The organism is Gordonia sp. UBA7860 (assembly GCF_002500165.1).
GTDB classification, from domain to species: Bacteria; Actinomycetota; Actinomycetes; order Mycobacteriales; family Mycobacteriaceae; genus Gordonia; species Gordonia sputi.
In genome coordinates, this window is the sequence record NZ_DLSO01000158.1 from 1 (window position 1) to 24200 (window position 24200).

Consider the following 24200-nt stretch of genomic DNA (forward strand, 5'->3'; position numbering starts at 1 on the left):
TGACGAGCACCTCGTCGTTCTTGTCGAGGGAGGTTGCCAGTTGGATCTTGGGACCGCGTGTCCGGTCGACGCTCTCGTTCTTACTCACCCGCTCAACTCTGCCACGTCATTCCGCGGACCGACACGATCTCCCCAGAGCGGGTCCGACACCGGCAACCCTGCTTAGAGTGACCCGATGAGCGTGGGTACGACGAGGCGCACCGGGCAGCGCGCGACGGCCGGGGTTGCCACACGTCGTCGTCGATGGTGGTTCGTCGCGGTGGTCGTGGTGGTGATCGTTGCCGGGGCGGTGGTCGGACTACGCGCCGCTTCCGGCGACGACGATCCGCTCTCGCGTGCCGACGCGAAGGTCGGCGTGGGTTCGTCACGGCAGGCGTTCCCCGCGGTCGACACCAGCGGAGCGGACCCGGTGCGCGCGCGGATCGTCGACGTCGTGCACTCCGAGTACGACCGCAACGCGGCGGGCACGACGTACTCCGAGGGAGTCGACGAATCGTGGTGCGCCGACTTCGTCAGCACGGTGATGCGCAAAGCCGGTGTGCCGTTTGACAATCCGATCTCCGGATCATGGCGAATCCCCGGCGTCGCGACGCTGACCGATTATCTGCACGCGAGCGGGCGGTGGCGTGCGGCCTCGCGGGTGCCCGCCGCGGGCGACATCGTGCTCTACGACAAGCCCAGTCACTTTCGTCAGCACACGAACATCGTCGTCGCGCGTGACGGCAACGTCGTGACGACGGTGGGCGGTGCCGAAGCGCAGGGGATCACGGTCGACCACTTCGATCTGCGGACGGTCGAGGGCGTGCAGGGCTATGGCGTCCCTTGAGTCGGCCGTCGTGTCGTGCGAGGTGCGCGGGCTCGACGTGGATCGGTAATCTGCCCGCATGACCGAATTGCTCGCCGGACCCATCGCCGACCGCCACTACGCACTCGGTGCCACCTTCGCCGAATTCGGTGGATGGCACATGCCCGTCTCATATGCGGGCACCGTCGCGGAACACAACGCCGTTCGCGAGGCCGTCGGGATCTTCGATGTGAGTCATCTCGGCAAGGCGCTCGTGAAGGGTTCTGGCGCAGCAGATTTCGTCAACTCGACACTCACGAACGACCTCGGGAAGATCCACGCGGGCAAGGCGCAGTACACACTGTGCTGCAACGAGTCCGGGGGAGTGGTCGACGACCTCATCGCCTACCTCGTCTCCGACGACGAAGTGTTCCTGGTTCCCAACGCCGCGAACACCGCGAAGGTCGTCGCCGCGCTGCAGGCCGTCGCGCCCGACGGTATCGAGATCACCGACGCGCATCGTGACTACGCGGTCTTTGCCGTCCAGGGACCGAAGAGCCCCGATGTGCTTGCCGCCGTTGGTCTTCCGACCGACATGGAGTACATGGCGTACGCGGACGCCGACCTCAAGACCGACGATGCGTCGTATCCGGTGCGAGTGTGCCGTACCGGATACACCGGCGAGCGTGGGTACGAGATCCTCCCGCGATGGAGCGATGCCGGGCCCGTCTTCGACGCGCTGCTGACCGAGGTGACCAACGCCGGGGGCCAGCCCGCCGGACTCGGTGCTCGCGACACCCTGCGCACGGAGATGGGCTACGCGCTGCACGGTCACGAACTCACCGAGCAGATCACGCCCAACCAGGCACGCAGCGGATGGGCGGTCGGGTGGGGCAAGCCCGCGTTCTTCGGTCGCGACGCCCTCGTGGCGGAGAAGGAGGCCGGACCTGCCCGGCGTCTCTACGGACTCAAGGCCACCGGCCGCGGCGTTCCGCGCGCGGGACTGACGGTGCTGGCCGGGCCGGGCGGCGAGACTGTCGGCGAGACGACCTCCGGGACGTTCTCTCCGACCCTCAAGCAGGGCATCGCGCTCGCGCTGATCGACACGGCGTCGGGCATCAAGAAAGGTGCGGAGGTCGTGATCGACGTCCGCGGGCGTGAGCTGACCTGCGAGGTGGTGATCCCGCCGTTCGTCGAGTCGCACGTGTGATCTCGACAAGCTCGATCCGGCGGATCTCGACAAGCTCGATCCGGCGGACCTCGACAAGCTCGATCCGGCGGATCTCGACAATGAGGCGCCTCGATCAGCGTGGGTGGTCGGTGAGGGTTGCTTTTCTTCGCGGCGTTACCATAGGCCAATGACCTTGCAGTTCACCCGTACCGAGCATCCCCATCCGGTGTCGGAGTCCCGTCGGGCAGAGATCCTCTCCGCGCCGGGATTCGGCAAGTACTTCACCGACAACATGGTGCTGGTGGACTACGACGTAGATCGCGGTTGGCACAGTGCGAAGGTCACGCCCTACGGACCGATCGCGCTCGATCCGTCGGCGATGGTTCTGCATTACGGACAGGAAGTCTTCGAGGGTCTGAAGGCGTACCGGCAGCCCGACGGTTCGATCGCCGCGTTCCGTCCTGAGGCCAACGCCCTGCGGCTGCAGCGTTCCGCTGAACGCCTCGCGATGCCGCCACTTCCGGTCGACGACTTCATCGAATCGCTGCGCGCGCTGTTGGACGCCGACAACGCATGGGTTCCGCCCGCCGGCGGCGAGGAATCGCTGTACCTGCGCCCGTTCATGTTCGCCTCGCAGGCGGGGCTTGGAGTCAACGCTCCGTCGTCGCAGTATGTCTACTCGGTGATCGGCTCGCCCGCGGGCGCCTACTTCTCCGGCGGGATCAAGCCGGTGAGCGTGTGGCTGTCGACCGAATACGTCCGCGCAGCACCCGGTGGCACCGGCGCCGCGAAGTGCGGCGGCAACTACGCCGCGGCCTTCCTGGCGCAGGCGCAGGCCACCGCGCAGGGCTGCGACCAGGTGGTCTGGCTCGACGCGGTGGAGCGTCGCTTCATCGAGGAGATGGGCGGCATGAACCTGTTCTTCGTGTTCGGTTCGGGAGCCGACGCGCGGTTGGTCACCCCGGAACTGTCCGGTTCGTTGCTGCCGGGTATCACGCGTGAATCGCTGCTCACCCTTGCGATCGACGCCGGGTTCTCCGTCGAGGAACGACGCATCTCCACCGAGGAACTCCGCAAGGGCGTCACGTCGGGCGACATCACCGAGGTCTTCGCGTGCGGTACCGCTGCAGTCATCACGCCGGTCGGCCACGTGAAGAGCGAGACCGACGACTACACGATCGGCAACGGCACCACCGGTGAGGTCACGCAGGCGCTTCGCGACACACTCACCGGCATCCAGCGCGGTACGTTCGCCGACACCCACGGATGGATGACGACCCTGTACCCCGCCTGATCCAGATCTGGTGTGATGCAGACATCCGATGGGCCCCCGACACTCAGGTTTCGGGGGCCCGCGGTGTATCCGGGTCAGAATCCGCCGGGTCGGTAGCGGGGCGGACTCCGACGTCAGATCAGTAGTCCCACAAGGGCTATGGCTGTCGACAGCTCGATCACCGCGCCGAGGACGTCGCCGTTGATCCCGCCCATGCGGCGCGCGCAGTGCCGGGTGAACAACCATGCGAAGCCCAGTACGATCACGGCGGTGATGGCCGCACGCAACGCCGATCCGACGTCGAATCCGTTGGGTGACAACGACTGCCAACCGCCCGCGAACACCATCGCGACGATCGCCGACACCGACCACACGACGACCGATGCCCGTTGGGTGCCCGCGACGAGTGCGCCGAACCCGGTGGAATGTGCCGGCGGAAGTGACCGTCGACAGGCGATCACTACGGCCACGCGTCCGACGAACACCGCTGCGGCGATCGCAAGCCATCGTGAATCACCGCACAGCGCAGCGAATCCCGCGGTGTCGATGATCATCACTGCCGCGATCGTCGCAACCCCGAACGGCCCCGCTGAGCCGCTGTGCATCACCTCGGCGACCCGGTCGGGCGGGCCGTAGCATCCGAGGCCATCCGCAGTGTCGGCCAAGCCGTCGAGATGCATGCCCCGTGTCCCGACACCGAGGACGACGACGAGCAGAATGCCGATCAAGGCGGTGGAGAGGTCGGTCAGGCTCAGTGCCCACGCCACGACAGCGACAAGAGCGCCGAGGGCGAGGCCGACAACCGGGACCGCGGCGATCGAGGCGCCACCGAATCGTCGATCAAAAGTGTTGTTGCGCAATGGGATCGGCACGACAGTCAGCCATGAGAACGCGCCCGCGAGTGCGTCGGCCGGCGATATCCTGCCGCCCACGCCCGGGTCAGACCCCCGCGTCGCTGGTGGTCAGGGCCGCTGACGAGTCGGAATCGCTGATTCCCGCCTCGTCGAACGTCGACATGCCTCGCAGGATCTCCACAGACGAGGAGACGACGGGCAGCGCCATCAGTGCGCCGCTGCCTTCGCCGAGGCGCATCCGCAGGTCGAGGATGGGCTCGAGGTCGAGGTGTTCGAGCGCGAAGGTGTGCGCGGGTTCGACCGACCGGTGACCGGCAACCCACCAGCTCACGGCGCCGGGCGCCAGTTCGGCCGCGACGAGTGCCGCCGCCGTGACCACCACACCGTCGAGGATCACCGGTGTGCGACGCACGGCGGCCTGGGCCAGGAACCCGGCCATCGCGGCGATGTCGGCGCCGCCGACGGCCGCGACGAGTGCGAGGGGATCGTGGATGTAGCGTCGGCCGCGTCGCATGCCGTCACGGATGGCTGCGGTCTTTCGCATCCAGCCGGAGTCGTCGATGCCGGTGCCACGGCCGACGACTTCGACAGGCTCGTGACGAGTCAGGGTACCGACGAGAATCGCTGCGGGAGTGGTGTTTCCGATGCCCATCTCACCCGCGATGAGAAGGTCGGCGCCAGAGTCGACCAAGTCGTCGACGATTGCGCGTCCCGCCGCGATGGCCTTGCGAGCCTCCGCGATGGTCAGCGCATCGGTGGCTCGGAGGTCGCCGCTGCTGCGTCGTACCTTGTAGCGCGAGACCCCGGGTGCGGTGTCGGCGTCGACCGACATGTCGACGACATGCACCGTCGCGCCACTTTGGCGGGCGAGGACGTTGACCGCGGCCCCACCCGAGGCGATGTTGGCGACCATCTGGGCGGTCACCTCGGGTGGGTAGGCGGAGACGCCCGCCTGCGCCACACCGTGATCGCCCGCGAACACCACCACGTTCGCCTGCTCGATCGAGCGGGGCGGACACACGCCCTGGCATGCGGCGATCCACACGCTGAGGTCTTCGAGCCTGCCGAGCGAACCTGCGGGCTTGGTCAACGTGAGCTGACGCTCGCGTGCCGCCTGCGCGACGGACTCGTCGGGACGGTCGATGTGGTCGAAGACCTCGGCGTCGGTCGCGACGATGTCGCTGGTCTTCGGAACGTTGCCGGATGCCGCCGGTGTGGTTTCGGGGGCCGTCGGTGGCGTATCTGCGGCTGCCGGTGCGAGCACGGCTGCTGCCGGTGCGACGTCCGGTGTCGCTGCCGGTTTCTGTGTTGCCGCCGCTGGTGCCGCTTCCTGCTGTGCCTTCTGAGCAACGGCGGAGGGGAGTCCGGCTGGGAATTCAGCTGGGAGTTCGACGACGCGGCCGGCTACGACGAGCAGGACGCGATCGCAGACGGCTGCCACGGCCGAGTTCACTGCGCCCAGTTCGTCCTGGAATGCGCGGCCGGCGGGGTTCGGTGGGACCGGAGCGAGCCCGACCTCGGGGCTGATGATCACCAGATCCGAGGTGACGTCGCTGATCGCCGCACATAGTTGCGCCGTGCGGTCGGAGCGGTCGATCGGAGATTCCCAGCCGTTGGTGGCGTCGATGTCGGCGGCGAGCCAGTTGCCGAGGTCGTCGACCAGTGTGGCGACATCGGGCGTTGTCGACAGCTCGGCGGTGAGATCGGTGGTCTCGACTGTCGTGTACCGCTCGTCGCGGCGTCGTCGATGTTCCTCGACTCGCGCGACCCACTCCGCATCGGAGGTCAGTGTCGGCCCGGTCGCGATGTAGCGGACCTCAGAGTGCTCGGCGAGCAGTGCCTCGCCGACCCCCGATTTGCCCGACCGCACGCCCCCGAGCACCAGTGTGCGGGTGCCCCTCGTGGTCATTGCCGGTTCAGACCTCGTCGCCCGCAGACACCTGCGGCTTGGGTGCGCGCATCCGGCGGAGCTGCATGGCGCGGGTGAAGGCGTACCAGCCGAGGCGGAAGCCGGTGTCGTCGGTGTCGGGGAAGCGCTCACGGACGCGCTTGTTGACCAGCCTGCCCAGGATGACGGCGTCGACGGCCATCAGCACCACGAATGCCAGCAACACGAAGTTCGCGTACGCGGCGATCGACGGGAGGAACATCACCACGATCAGCACCACCGCGAAAGGCATGAACAGTCCTGCGAAGTTGCGTCGCGAGTCGACGAGGTCGCGGGTGTAGCGCCGCACCGGCCCCTTGTCACGGGGCATCAGGTAGCGCTCGTCGCCTGCCATCATCTTTTCGCGCTGCTCGGCTCGCTGGTTGCGGCGATCGTCGTTGAGTTTGCGACGATCCTCACGCGACATCGAGCTCTTGAGCTGCTTCTTGCGCGCACGTGCCTCGGCGCGGGTCGTCGGCGGAGGCGCGACCGGGCCACGTCGTCGGCCTTCTGCCTCGCGACGCGACGGTGTCGGGCGTCCCTTACCCGCTGTGTATGCGCTGCCCTTGGTCTCGGACTCGGTCTCCGTGTCGTCGACGGTCGTCGTCGGCGCTTTTTTGAGCGACAGGGTGCCCTCGTCGGCGGTGTCGTCGTCCTTGTTCCATGGCAGTCTCACGTCTTCGAGGGTAGGCGATCTAGCGCTGCCGCGGTTCGTCGACCTCCCTATACTTCCCGGGCATGGGCCCGAGGAGACGAGCGTGGGAGACGACCGCGAGCACCTGCGTCGACGCCCGGGTGTCGAGCGAGCAGAGGTGGGGCGAATGCGAGTCCTGATAGCGCCGGATTCGTTCGGCGACACGCTCACGGCGGTCGAGGCCGCGAACGCCATCGGCGAAGGATGGTCGGCGGGCAGGCCCGACGACGAGATCACACTCGCGCCGCAGTCCGACGGCGGACCGGGATTCGTCGACGTCCTCGCAGCACGCTTCGGACGCACCGTGACCGAGCGGGTCGTCGGTCCACTCGGCGCCGCGATCACGGCACAGTGGTTGCTCGACGACAGGGAGCCCGAGCGGCTCGTCGCCTACATCGAGTGCGCGCAGGCGTGCGGCCTGCATCAACTCGGTGGTGGGCCGACGCCGCGCACCGCGCAGTCAGCAGACACCTACGGTGTCGGGCTGCTCGTCGACGCTGCATTACAGGCCGGAGTCCGCGAAGTGGTCGTTGGTCTGGGTGGGAGTGCCACCACCGACGGCGGCCACGGGTTGATCGACGCCCTGGGTGGGTCGGCGCGGGCAGCGGAGCGTTTCGCCGACGTCGCGCTGATCGCTGCGTCCGACGTCGAGAATCCCCTGCTGGGACCGCTGGGAGCTGCGTCTGTGTTCGGTCCGCAGAAGGGTGCGGACCCCGAGACCGTCGGGCGTCTCGAAGAGCGACTCACGCAGTGGTCGCGGGTGCTGGCATCGATCGCTGGTCGTGACGTCAGTGGTGAGCCGGGAGCCGGGGCCGCTGGTGGGCTCGGGGCGGCATTGCTCGCACTGGGTGCGCGTCGCGTGTCCGGTGCGACGGTTGTGGGAGAGGCGACCGATCAGGCCACTGCGATCGCTCGTACGGATCTGGTGCTGACCGGTGAGGGGAAGTTCGATTCCCAGACGCTGCGCGGGAAGGTCGTGTCGGCGCTGAATGCCGCGGCAACCGAGGTGGGTGCGCCGACGGTCGTGTTCGCGGGTCAGGTGGCGTTGACTCCGGACGAGATCGCCGAGGCCGGGATTGCCGGCGCCCACTCGATCGTCGACCAGGCGGGATCGGTCGAACTCGCGATGAGCGACGCACGAAATCAACTCACCGCTCTTGCGGCGCGCGCCGCGGCGTCGTGGCTCCCGAGTGGGTGAGAAAGCCTGCGATCGACGACCCACAGGTGTGTGCACACTCCGGGAATATGCACATAGGGGGTACCGTTGACAACAGACGAACAAAAGGCCTGCATCGTCAGCCGACGCGTTCGAGTCGCTGCCACAGCGCGGCGTACATCAGAGCTGTGTGACACATGGCAGCACGACCGGGGCCGAGCATTAACGGCGCCATCACAGTACGAGGAGCATCGATGACCGTTCAGAACGAATCCGGAACCGCGACCACCACCGGCGTCATCCTGACCGACGCTGCAGCCGCCAAGGCCAAGGCGCTGCTCGACCAAGAGGGTCGCGACGACCTGGCGCTGCGTATCGCAGTGCAGCCTGGAGGCTGCGCAGGCCTGCGCTACCAGCTCTTCTTCGACGACCGTTCACTCGACGGCGACCTCACCGCAGACTTCGGTGGCGTCAAGCTGGCTGTCGACCGGATGAGCTCGCCGTACGTGCAGGGCGCCACGATCGACTTCGTCGACACCATCGAGAAGCAGGGTTTCACCATCGACAACCCCAACGCGACGGGTAGCTGCGCCTGCGGCGACTCGTTCAACTGACGGCTGCAGTACGCCTGTATTTCTGACCGCACCTCGGCGACGCCGGGGTGCGGTCAGTCTTTTCCGGGGCTTTCGGTAGCGTGTGATGCGGTTCATGGTCGGCTCGCGCGGCGGGCCATCTCGAACGCCGGCTCGCGCGGCGGGCCATCACAACGCTGAGAGGCTTGGAGAGTACGTGGCAATCGTTGTATGTGGTTCCATCGCGACAGATCATCTGATGAAGTTCCCGGGGAAGTTCTCGGAGCAGATTCTCGCCGATCATCTCGAGCACATTTCGCTCAGCTTCCTTGTCGAGGATCTCGTGGTCCGACGCGGCGGTGTCGCAGGCAACATCACGTATGCGATGGGCGAGCTGGGGCAGTCGCCGGTGCTCGTCGGATCTGTGGGATCGGACTTTCACGACTATCGCCAGTGGCTCGAGGCGCACGGCGTCGACTGCCGCGGAGTACGCATCTCCGAGACGCACCACACGGCTCGCTTCATGTGCACCACGGACGAGACGATGGCGCAGCTCGCGACGTTCTATGCGGGAGCGATGAGTGAGGCGCGCGAGATCGATCTCGGCGGGGTCGTCGAACGCGTCGGTGCACCCGAGATCGTATTGATCGGTGCCGACGATCCGGCAGCGATGCTGCGGCACACCAGGGAATGTCGACGTCTCGGCATCCCATTCGCCGCCGACCCGTCGCAGCAGCTCGCGCGACTCGACGGTGAGCAGGCACGGGAGCTCATCGACGGCGCCGCCTACCTGTTCACCAACGAGTACGAGTGGGGTCTGCTGCGTCAGAAGACCGGGCTGTCGGAGGCGCAGGTCGCCGAGTTGATCGGCGTGCGCGTCACGACCCTCGGTTCCGGCGGTGTCGAAATTGTCGACCGCGACGGCACGCGCACGCATGTGGCCGTTGTTCCGGAGACGGAGAAGGTCGACCCGACCGGCGTCGGCGACGGCTTCCGCGCGGGATTCCTCTCGTCGCTGTCGGCGGGCCTCGGCTTCGAGCGCGCCGCACAGGTCGGTTCGATGGTCGCCGTACTGGTCCTCGAAACGGTGTCGACGCAGGATTGGTCGTGGGACCGCGACGCCGCGCTCACTCGGATCGAGGGCGCCTATGGCGCCGACGCCGCGAAGGAGATCGCCGCCGCGATCTGAGCGGGGCTTCCGCGCGGCGTGGGGTGGTTTCGACTACGGCCGCTCGCTGCGCTCGCGGCCGGCTCAACCAGCGGGGGCCAGCCTGCTCAACCAGCGGGGGGCAGCCTGCTCAACCAGCGGTTGTTTGCGGCCGGCTCAACCAGCGGGGCGAGCCACCTCCGCTGATCGAGCTTGTCGAGATCACTACAGCCGCACGGGGTAGCTGTGGTCGGTGATGTTGGGGATGAGCGTCTTCTCGACGAAGATCGCGTGCCAGATCATGAACATCAGGAGCGTCCAGAGGCGTCGGCTGTTGTCGACGGTGCCTGCGCGGTGCTCGTCGAGCATGTCGAGGATCGGCTGCTTGTTCAGCAGATAGTCGGTCTGCGACTTCTCGATCGTCTCGCGCGCCCAGTCGTACATCTCCGGGCCTGCAAGCCAGTGGCGGATGGGGACGGGGAATCCGAGCTTCTTGCGATGCAGCACGTGCGCCGGGACGATCTGCTCAAGTGCCTTGCGGAGAGCGTATTTGGTGGTGCCATGGCTGATCTTCTCGTCGAACGGCAATGCTTCGGCGACCTTGAAGACCTCGTTGTCCAGGAACGGCACGCGCAGTTCCAGTGAGTTGGCCATCGTCATCTTGTCGGCCTTGACCAGGATGTCGCCGCGCAGCCATGTGTAGAGATCGATGTGCTGCATCCGCGCGACAGGGTCCCAGCCCTCGCTGCGCGCGTAGACGGGTTCGGTCACGTCGGTGTGGGTCCACTCGGGACGGTAGTCGCGCAGCACGGCGCGCAGCCGGGCGTCGTCGAAGCTCCGTGCGTTCCCGTAGTAGCGCTCTTCGAGCGTCAGCGATCCGCGATGCAACAGACTCTTGCCGCGGGTGCCCTCGGGGATGCGGTCGGAGACCTTGCCCGCGAGGCGTCGAAGCGTGGAGGGCAGGTGGTCGAAGCCCTTCAGGGAGAGTGGCTCCTTGTAGATGGTGTACCCGCCGAAGAGTTCGTCGGCGCCCTCGCCCGAGAGCACCACCTTGACGTGCTCGCGAGCGGTCTGGGCCACGAAGTACAGCGGGACGAGTGCGGGGTCGGCGACCGGATCGTCGAGGTACCAGATGATCTCCGGGATCGCGGCGATGTACTCCTCGGGGGTCACGGTCCGCACGATGTGCCGGGCCCCGATGGCGGCCGCAGACTCGGCTGCGACGTCGGCCTCCGAATAGCCTTCGCGCTCGAACGCCGCGGTGAAGGTGATCAGATCGGGGTTGTGCTGGATCGCGAGCGCAGCGATGGCCGTCGAATCGATACCGCCGGACAGGAACGATCCGACGGTGACGTCGGCGCGCATGTGCTTGGCGACGGAGTCGGAGAGGACGTCGGCGATCTCGTCGTAGCGCTTCTGACGTGTGGCGTCGGTGAAGGGGCGGACCGAGAACTGCGGGCTGAAATACCGGGTGACCGACGGCGCGCCGCTCGGACGGACCGTCGCGTACGAACCCGACTCGAGCCGACGGATCGACGAGTGCAGTGACTCGGGCTCTGGAACGTACTGCAGCACGACGTAGTGCTCGAGTGCGCGCTCGTCGAGCGTGTCGGGCAGGCCGAGGCGCCCGATCAGCTCCAGGAGGCTCTTCTTCTCGCTCCCGAACGCGGTCCCGCCGGGGCCGGTCGCGATGAACATCGGCTTGATACCGAACGGATCGCGGGCGAGGAACAGCGAGCGTGTCTCGGTGTCCCAGATCGCGAAGGCGAACATGCCACGAAGACGTCGGACGGCGTCGGGTCCCCAGTGATGGAAGGCCGCGACGATCGCCTCGCCGTCGCCCTCGGTGCGGAAGGTCGCGCCTTCGTCCGCGGCGAGCTGCGCGCGGATCTCGAGGTAGTTGTAGATCTCGCCGTTGAAGACGAGCGCGTAACGGTCGGGGTTCTCCGGCGGTCCCCAGCGCAGCGGCTGATGCGAATGATCGATGTCGATGATCGACAGGCGATTGAAGCCGAGCACGATGTCGGCGTCGTTCCACGTGCCGGGCTCGTCCGGGCCGCGGTGGCGCATGCAGTGCGAGGCGTTGGCGACGAGGTCGACGGCACCAGCCGCCGTCTCATCGGAGGTCAGCAGACCGAGCAAGCCACACACCAGTAAAGCCTCTTTCGACGTGGAAAACAGGGGCGGCGATGACGTCACCGCCGCGGTGACGAGTATGCCGTATGCGGGGTCGGCGCACCCTTCCGGATAGGGCTCGCGGGTCGTCGAAACACGCGGTCGGGAGGGGATTACCTGGGCCGGAAAACGATTTCGACGCGCGAAGTCACCCCAACCGAAAAAGTTCCCGCGAGTTGGTCTACGCTGCGTAGTACATGGCGCGAAGGCTGCGCTTCGGTGCCCGCTGCACGGTGACAGTTGCCTGCGGGTTCGATGTCGCCAAGCGTGTCATTGCAGGTCAGGTGGGATGCGACTCGGACGTCTGATCGACGGTTCCGAGCTGGCAGGAAGGCGTGAAATTGGCACACGGTGAACGGCCCCGCGTACGGCGTGCCACGTCGGCGTCGCGGATGGCCAACCGGGTCGGCCTCAAGCGGGTCGGAGCTGTCGCGGCGCTTGGCGTCGGCGCACTGTTGATGTCGGGTTGCGACGGACGAACCGCGATGCGGTTCGGCTGGCCGCACGGTGTGACCCCCGAGGCCACTGACATGGGCAACCTGTGGAGCTGGTCGGTCATCGCGGCACTCGTGATGGGCATCATCGTCTGGGCTCTGATCTTCTGGACGATCACCTTCCACCGCTACAAGCCGGGTAAGGGCAAGGACGAGTTCCCTCGTCAGACCGCCTACAACGTGCCGCTCGAGCTGGCATATACGGCCATCCCGTTCGTGATCATCGCGGTGCTCTTCTACTTCACGGTCATCGTGCAGACCAACGTCGAGAAGAAGACCGACGATTCGAAGGTCGTCGTCGACGTCACCGCGTTCCAGTGGAACTGGAAGTTCGGCTACCGCGACGTCACATTCGACGACGGTAGTAAGTACAACGGTTTCGTCCGCGACGGTAACCCGTTCGATCTCGAGACCGCGAACACCCGTCAGATCCACGACGGCGAGACCATCGAGCTCCCCGGCCCCGACGGTGGCCGTAGCAACGACGTGCGGGACTACCTGAAGTTCAACCAGATCGAGACTGTCGGATCGTCGGCGACGATCCCCGTTCTGGTGCTGCCGACGAGCAAGCGGATCGAGTTCGATCTGGCGTCTGCCGACGTCATCCACTCGTTCTGGGTTCCGGAGTTCCTGTTCAAGCGCGACGTCATGCCGTTCCCGAAGCAGAACCACACCGACAACCGCTTCCAGATCTCTTCGATCGACCGTGAAGGTGCATTTGTCGGTCGCTGCGCGGAAATGTGCGGCACGTACCACTCGATGATGAACTTCGAGGTTCGTGCAGTGTCGCCACAGGACTTCGACGCGTACATCAAGTACCGGCAGGAGAATCCCGGCAAGACGAACGCGCAGGCGCTGCAGCACATCTGCCAGCAGCCCGAGTCGGTTGTGACCGTTCCGTTCGATACGCGTCGGGCCACAGACGGGTCCGTCGGAGCGTCCGGTGACGCCGGCAACACGAAGCTTGCGAACTGCACGATCGGAGCACTCCAGTGAAAATCGAAGCGAGACTCTTCGAGCTGCTCACGCTCTTCTTCGCAGGCGCCGGTGTCATCTACACAGTGCTGACCGCGCTCACCGACAACGGCGTTGAATGGGTCGGCGTCGTCGGCATGTTCTTCAGCGCCGGTCTGACCCTGATCGCCGGTACCTACTTCCGGTTCGTCTCACGACGCGTCGAGATCCGCCCCGAGGATTACGAAGACGCCGAGATCGAGGACGGCGCGGGCGAGCTGGGCTTCTTCAGCCCGGGTTCCTGGTGGCCGATCCTGATCGCGGCGAGCGCTGCACTGTTCGCCATCGCTTTCGCGACGGGCAACATCTGGCTGGCGATCTTCGCCGCGGCCTGCATCATCGGCACAGCGGCAGGTCTCGTCTTCGAGTACATCGTCGGACCCGAAAAGCACTGATACACCAACCCATTTCGCATTCCGTGACAGCCGCATCCGACCCTCGGGTGCGGCTTTGTCATACCGCATACCTCGAGCCGGGGCGGATGCCCCAACTGATGCGCCTACTCGACGCCACGTTCGACGGTGACTTCGACAACACCGACCTCGACCACGCGCTCGGTGCAACGAAGGCGCGGTTCTGATTCGCAACGTCGAGATTGCCTCAACCGCCGCCCGGCTCTCCTGCGAGTGGAGAGCCGGGGACGTCTGGTGATGCGGCGGTCGGGTGATCCGGCGGTCTCGTCTCGTGGGTGGTGCGGCCCGCCGCGTAAGGCTCAGTCCTTGTCGACGATGCTGTGGCCGTAGACCTTCAGGGTTCGGTACTCGGCGCGAAAACGCGCGGAGGTATACGACTCGCCGACCTCGCCGTCGTGGGCGATGGTGGTGGGTTCGTCGGTGGTGAAGGCGAACTCGGGCACCTGCATCTCGTGGTAGAGCTTCGATCGCTGCAGCAGCCCGGTCACGAGGCTCGCCAGTACCCGTACGGTCGCCAGCCGCTTGCCTGCCTCGAGGAAGCGAACGTCGAGGAGGCCGTCGTCGAGTCGTTCGCGCCGTGCGGGTGCAAACCCTGCCGAGCCGTACATCGACGTTCCGACGAGGAACAGCGATGTCTTGACGGTCTTGCCGTCGATGGTGATCTCGACCGGTGTGGAGTGTCGGGCGACCTGGAGCATCGCCAGTGCACTGGCAGCCCCCTTGCCCACACGGTGCTCCCACTTGGTCCTGGCGCGCACGAAGTGTGGGTACGCACCGATGCTCGCAGTGTTGAGGATGAGCCGTTCGTCGTTGAGTGTTGCCGCGTCGACGGAGGTCGCGACGCCCGCACGTATCTTGGCCAACGCTGAATCGACGGTGTCGCACCCGATGTCGCGTGCGAAGTGGTTGAACGTGCCACCGGGGAAGACGGCGAGCGGGAGGTCGGCTGCGTGCGCCGCTGCCGCGACGGTGGCCACCGTGCCGTCGCCGCCGCACACCCCGAGCGCGGTGGCTCGTTGCGCGGCGTCACGCGCGACTGACGCGTAGTCGTCGTCCGGCCCGAGTTCAATGATCTCGGCGCCCGGCAGCTCCGTCCGGACGGCCGCAAGCACTTTCTCGCTGTTGCCGTCTCCCGACGCCGGATTACCGAGGACCACCAGACCCGAACCGTCGACAGGAAGCGGCGCAGCCTCGGTGGTGGGGGTGGGAATCGAGATGTTGTGCGGGATGATCGGCGGAGCGATCTTGCCGCCGAGCGTGGCCACCGCTGCGCCGATCCCGAACCCGATGAACACGTCGCCCGGATAGTGCGCTCCGGTGGCGACGCGGGACAGTCCGACAAGGCCTGCGAGCGCAGACATGACCAGGCCCAGTGGCGGGGACTCGAGCGCCACACCGACGGAAAAGGCTGCGGCACTTGCTGAATGGCCTGACGGTAGAGAGTTCGACGTCGGTTGGTGAGAACCCCTGCGCACGAGTGGTACGACCGAGGGTGAGGGGCGCTTGCGTTGTCGGATCCGCTTGGCGCCCTGATTGGTGAGGAGACTGGACACGGCCAGCGATGCGAGTCCGCGGACCGCAGCTCGCTGCCAGCGAGGACGTCCGCTGAGGATGAGTCCGGCGCCGATGCCCATCCACAGTTTCGAATAGTTGGCGGCTTCGGTGAGGGGCGGCATTGTGCGGTCGAGCAGCGGACTCGGTGAACGCGCGATCGCCTGGAAGAGGTTCGCGTCGAGGGTGCCGAGCTCCTTCGCGATCTCATGGCGTGGATTCTTCTTGCGCTGTCCGATGTGTCGCAATCGTGTCATCGTTCAACCGTAGCGGTCGGTGGGGGAGGGGAGTGCTTGTCCCACAACAACACACGGCCCACAGCGACACGGCAGACAAGAACACACGGCTGCCGTCGCGGGGTGCGACGGCAGCCGTGTGGAGACTGCTGTTTTCGAGAGCTGGTCAGTCGAGCGGGTTGCCGCCCTTGGCCTGCAGCCCGCGCAGGGCGTCGATCTCTTCGCGTTCCTGCTCGTGCTCGAACTCGACGTTGCGCTTCTGCTGCTCGGGCGGGTCGGCGACAAGCACCGAACCGGTGCCCGGCGCGCCGGACTGCCCGAGTTTGTTCATTCGTTTCGGAACTGCAGCGCCCTCGTACGGCAACGGGATCGCGTGACCGTGATCGTCGACCGGGCCGAGCGGCTGGTGGATCTCGATGTACTCGCCCTGAGGTAGACGCTTGATGATGCCGGTCTCGATGCCGTGCTCGAGCACCGCGCGGTCGCTGCGTTGCAGGCCGATTGCCCACCGGTACGCGATGAAGTAGGCGATCGGCGGCACAATGATGAGACCGATACGACCCATCCACGTCGTCGCGTTCAGCGAGATGTGGAACTTCAGGGCGATGATGTCGTTCATGCAGCTCAACGTCAAGATGATGTAAAACGAGAACGCCATCGCGCCGATAGCCGTGCGCACCGGGGTGTCGCGCGGACGCTGCAGCAGGTTGTGGTGAGCGTCGTCGCCGGTGAACTTCTTCTCGATCCAGGGGTAGGCGAACATCACGACGAACATGAGCGTGATGATCACGACGACCCAGAAGATCGCGGGAATCGTGTAGTTACCCAGATACAGCTCCCACGCAGGCATCAGACGGGCTAGACCGTCCGTCCACATCATGTAGATGTCGGGCTGCGAACCGGCCGACACGTGCGCGGGGTTGTACGGGCCGATCACCCACACCGGGTTGATCTGGAAGATGCCCGCCATGATCGCGAGGATGCCCGCGGTGAATGCGAACATCGCACCACCCTTGGCCGCGAACACCGGCAGAATACGCACGCCGACAACGTTCTTCTCGGTGCGTCCCGGGCCGGGGAACTGGGTGTGCTTCTGGTACCACACCAGCGCCAGGTGGGCACCGATCAGCGCGAGGATGATGCCGGGGAACAGCAAGATGTGCAGCACGTACAGGCGCGGGATGATGATGTCGCCGGGGAACTGCCCACCGAAGAGTGCCCAGTGAATCCAGGTACCGACCAACGGAATTCCCAGCACGATGCCACTCATCGCGGCGCGAACGCCAGTGCCCGAAAGTAGGTCGTCGGGCAGTGAGTAGCCGAAGAAGCCCTCGAACATCGCCAGGACCAGCAGCAGGCAGCCGATGATCCAGTTGGCCTCACGCGGGCGACGGAACGCGCCGGTGAAGAAGATGCGGGCCATGTGGATGATGATCGACGCCGCGAACAGCAGCGCTGCCCAGTGGTGGATCTGACGTACGAACAGACCGCCGCGCACCTCGAAGGAGATGTTCAGGGTGGTCTCGTACGCGCGGGTCATCATGACGCCGTTGAGCGGCTGGTATGCGCCGTGGTAGGTGACCTCGGACATCGACGGATCGAAGAAGAAGGTCAGGTACACACCGGAGATCAGCAGGATGACGAAGCTGTAGAGCGCGACCTCACCGAGCATGAACGACCAGTGGGTCGGGAACACCTTGTTGATCTGGCGCCGCATGCCTGCGGCGAGGTGGTACCGGGAATCGACCTCTTCGGCCTGCTTCGCGAGACGATTGCTCATGACTTGCGCTCCCAGAATGCGGGTCCGACGGGTTCGATGAAGTCGCCTGCGGCGACCATGTACCCCTGATCATTGACCGTCAGCGGCAGCTGCGCCAGTGCACGCGCGGCCGGACCGAACACCGGCTTGGCGTACTCGAGTGCGTTGAACTGCGACTGATGGCACGGGCAGAGGATGCGGTTGGTCCGCTGCTCGTACAGCGAGGTCGGGCAACCGAGGTGGCTGCAGACCTTCGTGTAGGCGAAGTAGTCGCCGTAGTTGAAGCTCTCCTGGCCCTTGCGCTTGATCGCCCGGGCTGCGTCCTCGGGACGCAGGCGGATGAGCATCACAGGGTTGGAGACGTAGCGCAGTCCCCAGAGCAGCTTCTCGCGCGACTCCTCGGTCTCGCCATATCCATCGGAGACGCGCCACGGGAACACGGTCTCCATGCCGCCTGCGTCGAGGTCCTCGGGCCGGACCAGGGCCACCTGGTGCGGGTTGCCGGTATCGCGACGAAGGAAGACGGTCTCGTTGGGCTGCGATTTGGGGTTGTAGATCGGCGACCAACCGGTATGCCACAGGGGTGCGTCCTCGCGCTTGGCCCACGGGTTCTTGATGAATCCACCCAGGCCTGCGACGACGCCGGTCAGCGCGAGCGCACCGAATGCGAAGAGGCCGGAGCCGATCAGCATCTTGCGACGGCCGAGCGTCGACTTCGATCCCGAGTCGACGAGTTCGGCGACGATGGTCTTCTTGTCGACCTCGGTCGATCCCGGACCGTCGTGACGGTCCTGGACCGCGATCTCGGACGGGATGAACTTCTTCGTGATGAGGACGAGCGCAACGCCGATCGACAGGATCGACAGACCGAACGTCACACCGAGCAGCGGTGTGTTGAGGGTGTAGCGCCAGTAGTCGGAGGTCCCCGGCAGCGCGAACTCCCAGTGGTTCCACAGGAAGATCACGAAGCAGGCCAGCGCGGAGATGCCTGCGATGATCAGCCAGACGGCGATCTGGCGTTCTGCGCGCTTCTCGGCCTTCGTGCCCGGCTCGGGAAAGCGCTCACCGCGATGGATGATCTCGACGCCGTCGAGGTTGGTACCGAGCTTGACCAACTCATCGTTGGTCATCTGGTCAAGCTCATCAGCGGACGGAGCGTCCTTGTCCGTGGTGCTCATGTTCGTGATCCCATCCACATCGCGGCGGCGACGACCGCCACAACTCCGACAAACCACATCACCATGCCCTCACTGACCGGGCCGAAGCCGCCGAGGCTAAGTCCGCCCTGGGGCTTGGATTCGGTGACGTACTTGATGAAGCCGATGATGTCCTTCTTCTCGTCCAGCGAGAGCTGGCGATTGGAGAACTTCGGCATGTTCTGCGGTCCGGTGAGCATCGCCGTGTAGATCTGCTGTTCCTTGACGTTGCTGAGCGTCGGCGCGTACTTACCCGACGACAGCGCACCGCCGCGTCCGGTGAAGTTGTGGCACGACGCGCAGTTCAGACGGAACAGTTCGCTACCGCGGCCAAGGTTGTCGCCGCGCAGCGAGTCCTGAGCGAGGACCGGCAGGACGACTTCCTTCATCGAACCGTCGGCTTGACGCTGCATGACCTTCTCGGTCTTGCGGGTGCCATCCGGATTCTTCTCGAACAGCGGACGCGGACCGCCGCCCTGCGACTGGATGTAGGCGCCGAGCTGGTCGATCTGCGCGGTGTCGAACTTCGGTGGCTTGCGCTGGGCCTGTGCCTCACCACGTGCGGCGGGCATACGGCCGGTGGAAACCTGGAAGTAGACGGCTGCATCGCCGACGCCGATCAGCGAGGGGCCGCGGTCGGCCACACCCTGCAGATTGGCGCCGTGGCAGGTGATGCATGAGCTCTCGTAGAGCTTCTTGCCGTCCTGGATCAGAGCGGCGTCGTTGGTATCTGCGACGGCGACCTGGGGCTTGGGCGACAGCAACGACGCGAGAACGCCTGCCATCATGAGGCCGGCGAGCAGCAGCAGCGCGCCACTGGCGCGGCGGCGCAACTTGCGACGCGAACGAGCCTTCTTCGCGGCGTTCGGCGCCTTGCTCGAGGTAACTGTGTCGACCTGACCGACGTCGGAAGGGCTATCCGACGGTCCCGGTGGAGATGAACTCATCGTGGTCTCTCTACTAGCGGACGGACTTCTCAGCTGTTGGCGAGAGCGTGGTTCGGGATGGAACCGTTCTCGCCTCATGTCAGTTATTCGTTGCGATCGGTGTCATCGGATGAAGTGCTCATCGGATGAAGTAGATGGTGACGAACAGGGCGATCCACACGATGTCGACGAAGTGCCAGTAGTAGGACACGACGATCGCAGCAGTTGCCTGGTTCGGAGTGAACTTGGCGAGCTTGGTGCGGACCAACAGGAAGATGAAGGCGACGAGACCACCGATCACGTGCAGGCCGTGGAAGCCGGTCGCCATGTAGAAGACCGAGCCGTAGGCGCTCGACGACAGGGTCGTGCCCTCGGCGACCAGGTGGTAGTACTCGTAGGCCTGGCCGCAGACGAAGAAGGCGCCCATCACGAACGTGAGGATGTACCAGCGACGCAGCCCGAAGACGTCGCCGCGCTCGGCGGCGAACACGCCCATCTGACAGGTCACCGACGACAAGATGAGGACGGTGGTGACCGGGATGGCCAGTTTCAGATTCAGTTCGGTGGGCTCCGGCGGCCAACCGGCTGGGCCGGCGTTGGCGCGTGCGACGAAATACATCGCAAAGAGTCCAGCGAAGAACATCAGCTCACTGGACAGCCACACGATCGTGCCGACACTCACCATGTTGGGGCGGTTGAGCGAGTGCACGCGCGAGGTGATGGCTGTTCCCGAGGTACCTACAGCGCTAGTCACAGGTTGAAGTATGACGGTTCGTAGTACGCCCTGACCACTCGGGTCGGATATTCGTGGGAACTATTTCTCTTCCCGCTGGTAGGCGCCGGTCGGAGGTGTCTTTCGGCGTGTTAGCGGTGCCGGTGGACCCAGGGGTCGGCGCCGTGCTTTGCTCGATTCCATGGGTACCTCCGACCACGACGATCCGGAGTCGCGGCGCGACGGCCGACAGTTCGATCTCAACGGTCGGCCGATGGCGCCGCGACGCTGGGAAACGTTGCGGCGCGCGATGATCGGAGGCAGAGCTACGCCGCGCGACGTCCTCACGGTGACCGAGCGCGACGTCGTCGTGGTCGGTGAGTCCGACGACGAGGCAGCATCAAGCTCATCGATCCTCGAGACTTCGACGCTGCGTCCCGACGCTCAGGCCGTGGTGAGGCATGTCCTGGCGCTGCCGGAGCAGAGTGTCGAGGCGGCAGTGGGCCTGGCTGCGCTCGATGGGTACGAGGCGATACCCGTCGACGTCGTCGCCGACCGGTTCGCGATTCCGGCTGGGTTGGCGCCGGTGGTTCTTGCGCGCGTACAGCTCGTCGACGCGCTGCACCTCTCGCAGGAGCGCTCCCGGATGGCGAGCTTGGCGTCGAGGCACGCCGGGGTCGCGGTGGGCTGGCAGATAGTCCAGCGGCCGGGATGAATCGCACCGCGGGCTTCGCTTCATGCGCATCGCACGACGTGGAGTGTGACCGCAAGCAGGTCGTGTGCGCAGGTCAACTAAGGTGCTTGGGGTGAGCAGCGAGCAGAGCTACACCTGGCCGCAGGTCCTCGGGGCCGTCACCGACGGCATCGACCTGACCGTCGACCAGGCACGATGGGCCATGAACGAGGTCATGACCGACAGCGCGACGTCGGCGCAGATCGCCGCGTTCGGCGTCGGCGTGAAGATGAAGGGCGCTGCGCCGGCAGAACTCGCAGGCCTGTCGCAGGCGATGCTCGACCACGCCACCCTCGTCGACACCGACCGTGCGGCGATCGACATCGTCGGAACGGGAGGCGACCGCTCGCACACCGTGAACATCTCGACGATGACGTCGATCGTCGTCGCCGCTGCAGGCGTGCCGGTGGTCAAGCACGGTAATCGCGCGGCGTCGTCGAAGAGCGGCGGAGCCGACGTGTTGGAGGCCCTGGGCGTGACGATCTCGCTCGGTGCCACCGAGGTTGCCGCGTGCATCGACCAGATCGGCATCGGATTCTGCTTCGCCCCGGTCTTTCACCCCGCGTTCCGTTTCACCGCTCCCGCACGCCAGCAGATCGGTATACCGACTGTGTTCAACGTGCTCGGCCCGTTGACCAACCCGGCGCAACCGCGTGCGGGATTGATCGGGTGTGCGTTCGACGATCTCGCTCCGGTTCTCGCTCGTGCATTCGCAGAGCGCGGTGGTTCCGTACTCGTGGTGCGTGGCGACGACGGCCTCGACGAAATCACGACGACCACCACGTCGTCGGTGTGGCAGGTCGTCGACGGCACGGTCACCGAGCTGACGATCGATCCGCGCGACCTCGGGATCGACTACGTCGACCTCTCGGCGCTGCAGGGCGGCGACGCGACGGTGAACGCCGCCATCGCGCGGAAACTGCTGTCGGGAACGACGGGTCCGGTACGCGACGCGGTGCTCCTCAACGCTGCGGGGGCACTCGTCGCCAACGAGCAGACGTCCGCCACCGACAGCGCCGGGCTCACCGCGGCATTCGCTGCGGCAACCGAGCGCGCCGCGGAGTCGATCGATTCGGGCGCTGCCGCGCGGCTGCTCGACCGGTGGGCTCAAGTCAGCGGAGAACTGGCCAACAAGTAGGTACCGACTGCTCGGTGCGGGTCACTCCTCGCCGATGGAGAAGCCCCCCTCGACCGCGCTCGACGAATAGCTGCGGAACGCGATGTGGGTCGCGCTGTGTCGTACTCCCGGCAGCCGATTGATCTTTCCGGTCACGACCTCGGCGATCTGCTCGTGGTCGCGTACGCGGATCTTCGCGATCAGATCGACATCGCCCGCACATGAGTACACCTCTTCGACGCCCGGGATATCGGCAACGGCCTGTGCCGTTTCGGGGATCTGGTGGACGTCGGCGTCGATCAGGACGATGGCGGTGATCATGCGGGCAAGCGTAGTCGGCCACCATCGGTGCGCGGGCGTGACCGGTGACCCGACGTGCGGATGTCCCGCGCGTTGTGGGCTGTCTGCGACCACTCCAGCCAGCGCTGCGCCGATCCGACCGGCGTGGTGAGCGCGTCGCTTGCGTCGACGATGCGCGTGGCGGGGTCGGACACCCAGCGATAGAGCAGACCTGCCTCCTCCGGCGAGGCGCCTCGAAGCGGGGTGTCGTCCGGCAGCACTGTCTCGGCCGCCGAGACCAGCGCCGCGACGACCGGCATCGGTGCGTGTCCCCGGGGAGCGGTGCCCGCCGCAGCGAGGCGTCCGTGCCGAATGACCGCCAACTCCCAGCCGCCTGCGCCGTCCGAGCGTGCCACGACCAGCTCGGTGATCGCGCAGAGGGAACTCAGACGCTGACTCCGTGCGAGATGATCGATGGTTGCGGCCATCCGGTCCCGATGGCGCGCGGCGGTCTCGTACATCTGGGCTCCGGCGACCACGTCGAGCCGGTGTGAGAGCCGCGTGAGGATGGTGTCGGATCGACCGAGCAGCAGATCGACGACGGATGTGACCGCGGGTAGGTAGTCGGGAAGCGTCTGGGGGCGTGTCGAGGCGGCGGCACATCCACCGACGACTTGACCGCCGTCGTCGGGGAGGCGACACCAATGATGGCTGGCGGTCGCGCCGAGACGGGTTGTGCAGGTGCGCAACCCTGCAGCGTGAGCGATGAGGTCGGCGATCGCGGTCGCCGTGGAGCGCTTACCGATCGGCCCGATGCCCACCTCTCCCGGGGTGCGGGCGATACGCAGCCGCGCGAACCGCTCGTTACTCAGCGTCACCCACCAGCCGCGGTGGGGTTGTGTCGAGCGTCGGTTGTACGCGGGGGCGTGCGCGGCGAGCAATCGGAGCTCGCGAACTCCCGCCTCTAGCGCGTGCGCGCACTCGACGTGATCGACGCGTTCGGCAAGCATCACCATCTCACCGATCCTGCGTCGGGGATCGGCTCCCGAGAAATAGGACCTCACACGTCGACGTAGATCCGATGCCGTGCCGACGTAGAGGACCTCGTCGCTCGGCCCGCGGAACAGATAGACGCCCGGGCGCGCGGGGATGCGGTCGGCCAGATGCCGCTTGGCGCGCAGTCGGGGATCGGTGCGGGGCAGGTAGCGGGTGAGTTCGCGATAGCTCTGCACGCCCTGATTCCCGACGCGCTCGAGGAGATGGTGAAAGACCTCGACGGTCGCGCGGGCGTCGTCGAGGGCGCGGTGCGTGGGGCGGACGGTGACGTCGAACAGATCGGCCAGGGCTGACAGGCGCACCGTCGGCGCCTCGTCGCGTCCGAGGATGCGTCGGGCCATGGTGACCGTGCACAGCGTTGCGCTGAACGGCCACTGCAGGTGTAGGCGCAGGGCGTTCTGCCGCAGGAACGACATGTCGAACCGGGCGTTGTGGGCGACGAGAATCGATCCGCGCGCGAATTCGATGAACGACGGCAAGACCTCGTCGATACACGGTGCGTCGTAGACCATCGCCTCGGTGATCCCGGTCAGCGCCACGATCTGCGGGGGAATCGGTAGTCCCGGATCGACGAGAGTCGCGAACTCGCCGAGTACCTCACCGCCGCGGATCTTCACCGCGCCGATCTCGGTGATGCGGTCGTTCGTCGCACTGCCGCCGGTGGTCTCGAGGTCGACCACGACGAGCGTGGTGTCGAACAGGGACCGATCGGAGAACTCGTTGTCGAGAGCGTTCTCGACATCAGAGCCCTCGAGGTCGGAGCTCGCGAGGTCAGAGAACGAGAGCTGGTCACCAAAGGACGTCACGTCGCGAACAGTAGTTCGAACCACCGACATCGATGGTTCGTTGCTGGTGAGGCAGGTGTCCCGGATGTGGCGACTTGCCCTCGGCCACCTGTAGGCGCGCCATCTGCTCGACGCGGTCGACCGGACTTGTCGGTGGGGGTGCCTAGTCTCGCCGT

At 66.0% G+C, this 24200-nt stretch carries 21 protein-coding genes; 10 read left to right on the plus strand and 11 right to left on the minus strand.

Annotated features, from left to right (window positions below; translation table 11 throughout):
* Positions 1 to 175 precede the first annotated feature (175 nt).
* From B3T59_RS19710 to B3T59_RS19720, 3 genes are all read left to right on the plus strand, one after another.
* Positions 176 to 826 (plus strand): CHAP domain-containing protein, encoded by a 651-nt coding sequence (locus B3T59_RS19710; RefSeq protein ID WP_251722473.1) that lies wholly within the window; start codon positions 176 to 178, stop codon positions 824 to 826.
* Between the two features lie 58 nt (positions 827 to 884).
* Positions 885 to 1994 (plus strand): glycine cleavage system aminomethyltransferase GcvT, encoded by a 1110-nt coding sequence (gene gcvT / locus B3T59_RS19715; RefSeq protein ID WP_251722474.1) that lies wholly within the window; start codon positions 885 to 887, stop codon positions 1992 to 1994.
* A 148-nt stretch (positions 1995 to 2142) separates the two neighbouring features.
* Positions 2143 to 3249 carry a branched-chain amino acid aminotransferase gene (locus tag B3T59_RS19720; RefSeq protein ID WP_064904581.1) on the plus strand — a complete coding sequence of 369 codons (1107 nt, stop codon included), beginning with the start codon at positions 2143 to 2145 and terminating at the stop codon, positions 3247 to 3249.
* Positions 3250 to 3362: 113 nt separating this feature from the next.
* Here B3T59_RS19720 and B3T59_RS19725 read toward each other — a convergent pair whose 3' ends face one another.
* Genes B3T59_RS19725 through B3T59_RS19735 form a run of 3 tightly spaced genes read right to left on the minus strand, consistent with a single transcriptional unit; the run spans position 3363 to position 6685 of the window.
* Positions 3363 to 4160 (minus strand): adenosylcobinamide-GDP ribazoletransferase, encoded by a 798-nt coding sequence (locus tag B3T59_RS19725; RefSeq protein ID WP_197502267.1) that lies wholly within the window; start codon positions 4158 to 4160, stop codon positions 3363 to 3365.
* 7 nt (positions 4161 to 4167) lie between these two features.
* The gene (gene cobT, locus B3T59_RS19730) at positions 4168 to 5991 is read right to left on the minus strand and encodes a nicotinate-nucleotide--dimethylbenzimidazole phosphoribosyltransferase (protein ID WP_287004927.1); all 1824 of its coding nucleotides are present in this window, start codon (positions 5989 to 5991) and stop codon (positions 4168 to 4170) included.
* Between the two features lie 7 nt (positions 5992 to 5998).
* Entirely contained in the window at positions 5999 to 6685 is a 687-nt protein-coding gene (locus tag B3T59_RS19735; protein ID WP_064861429.1) for a DUF3043 domain-containing protein, read from the minus strand.
* 145 nt (positions 6686 to 6830) lie between these two features.
* On the opposite strand from B3T59_RS19735, the gene B3T59_RS19740 reads away from it, so the two are divergent.
* The 3 genes from B3T59_RS19740 to B3T59_RS19750 all read left to right on the plus strand — a co-directional run bounded on the left by B3T59_RS19740 (position 6831) and on the right by B3T59_RS19750 (position 9620).
* Positions 6831 to 7901: a glycerate kinase gene (locus B3T59_RS19740; RefSeq protein WP_251722543.1), complete on the plus strand. Its 1071-nt coding sequence runs from the start codon at positions 6831 to 6833 to the stop codon at positions 7899 to 7901.
* Between the two features lie 212 nt (positions 7902 to 8113).
* The gene (locus tag B3T59_RS19745) at positions 8114 to 8473 is read left to right on the plus strand and encodes a HesB/IscA family protein (RefSeq protein ID WP_005209017.1); all 360 of its coding nucleotides are present in this window, start codon (positions 8114 to 8116) and stop codon (positions 8471 to 8473) included.
* 175 nt (positions 8474 to 8648) lie between these two features.
* Positions 8649 to 9620, plus strand: coding sequence for a carbohydrate kinase family protein (locus B3T59_RS19750; RefSeq protein WP_197501409.1), 972 nt, complete (start codon positions 8649 to 8651; stop codon positions 9618 to 9620).
* A gap of 183 nt (positions 9621 to 9803) precedes the next feature.
* Here the strand turns inward: B3T59_RS19750 and asnB are convergent, their stop codons facing one another.
* Positions 9804 to 11729, minus strand: a complete 1926-nt coding sequence (gene asnB, locus B3T59_RS19755; protein WP_287004928.1) for an asparagine synthase (glutamine-hydrolyzing) — start codon at positions 11727 to 11729, stop codon at positions 9804 to 9806.
* Positions 11730 to 12145: 416 nt separating this feature from the next.
* Between asnB and B3T59_RS19760 the strand changes: the two genes are divergently transcribed.
* Together B3T59_RS19760 and B3T59_RS19765 are read left to right on the plus strand one after the other, a co-directional pair.
* Positions 12146 to 13243 (plus strand): cytochrome c oxidase subunit II, encoded by a 1098-nt coding sequence (locus B3T59_RS19760; RefSeq protein WP_005205517.1) that lies wholly within the window; start codon positions 12146 to 12148, stop codon positions 13241 to 13243.
* On the plus strand, positions 13240 to 13656 hold the full coding sequence (locus B3T59_RS19765) for a cytochrome c oxidase subunit 4 (RefSeq protein ID WP_064861425.1): 417 nt from the start codon (positions 13240 to 13242) through the stop codon (positions 13654 to 13656). Before B3T59_RS19760 ends, B3T59_RS19765 begins: the two co-directional genes overlap by 4 nt.
* A gap of 317 nt (positions 13657 to 13973) precedes the next feature.
* Here B3T59_RS19765 and B3T59_RS19770 read toward each other — a convergent pair whose 3' ends face one another.
* From B3T59_RS19770 to B3T59_RS19790, 5 genes are all read right to left on the minus strand, one after another.
* Positions 13974 to 15482, minus strand: a complete 1509-nt coding sequence (locus B3T59_RS19770) for a bifunctional phosphatase PAP2/diacylglycerol kinase family protein (protein ID WP_064861424.1) — start codon at positions 15480 to 15482, stop codon at positions 13974 to 13976.
* Between the two features lie 145 nt (positions 15483 to 15627).
* Positions 15628 to 17241 carry a cytochrome b gene (locus B3T59_RS19775; protein ID WP_064861423.1) on the minus strand — a complete coding sequence of 538 codons (1614 nt, stop codon included), beginning with the start codon at positions 17239 to 17241 and terminating at the stop codon, positions 15628 to 15630.
* Positions 17238 to 18398, minus strand: coding sequence for a ubiquinol-cytochrome c reductase iron-sulfur subunit (locus tag B3T59_RS19780; protein WP_064861422.1), 1161 nt, complete (start codon positions 18396 to 18398; stop codon positions 17238 to 17240). Before B3T59_RS19780 ends, B3T59_RS19775 begins: the two co-directional genes overlap by 4 nt.
* Positions 18395 to 19363: a cytochrome c gene (locus B3T59_RS19785; RefSeq protein ID WP_064861421.1), complete on the minus strand. Its 969-nt coding sequence runs from the start codon at positions 19361 to 19363 to the stop codon at positions 18395 to 18397. Before B3T59_RS19785 ends, B3T59_RS19780 begins: the two co-directional genes overlap by 4 nt.
* Positions 19364 to 19481: 118 nt before the next feature.
* A complete protein-coding gene (locus B3T59_RS19790; protein ID WP_174273044.1) occupies positions 19482 to 20096 on the minus strand; it encodes a cytochrome c oxidase subunit 3 in 615 nt (204 codons plus the stop codon).
* Between the two features lie 160 nt (positions 20097 to 20256).
* Here B3T59_RS19790 and B3T59_RS19795 point away from each other — a divergent pair, with 160 nt between their 5' ends.
* Both B3T59_RS19795 and trpD read left to right on the plus strand, forming a co-directional pair.
* On the plus strand, positions 20257 to 20769 hold the full coding sequence (locus B3T59_RS19795; RefSeq protein WP_064861420.1) for a hypothetical protein: 513 nt from the start codon (positions 20257 to 20259) through the stop codon (positions 20767 to 20769).
* Positions 20770 to 20860: 91 nt separating this feature from the next.
* Entirely contained in the window at positions 20861 to 21925 is a 1065-nt protein-coding gene (gene trpD, locus B3T59_RS19800; RefSeq protein ID WP_064861419.1) for an anthranilate phosphoribosyltransferase, read from the plus strand.
* Between the two features lie 21 nt (positions 21926 to 21946).
* Here the strand turns inward: trpD and B3T59_RS19805 are convergent, their stop codons facing one another.
* Both B3T59_RS19805 and B3T59_RS19810 read right to left on the minus strand, forming a co-directional pair.
* Entirely contained in the window at positions 21947 to 22225 is a 279-nt protein-coding gene (locus B3T59_RS19805; RefSeq protein ID WP_005176218.1) for an Lrp/AsnC family transcriptional regulator, read from the minus strand.
* On the minus strand, positions 22222 to 24075 hold the full coding sequence (locus B3T59_RS19810) for a DEDD exonuclease domain-containing protein (RefSeq protein ID WP_064861418.1): 1854 nt from the start codon (positions 24073 to 24075) through the stop codon (positions 22222 to 22224). Before B3T59_RS19810 ends, B3T59_RS19805 begins: the two co-directional genes overlap by 4 nt.
* Positions 24076 to 24200 lie beyond the last annotated feature (125 nt).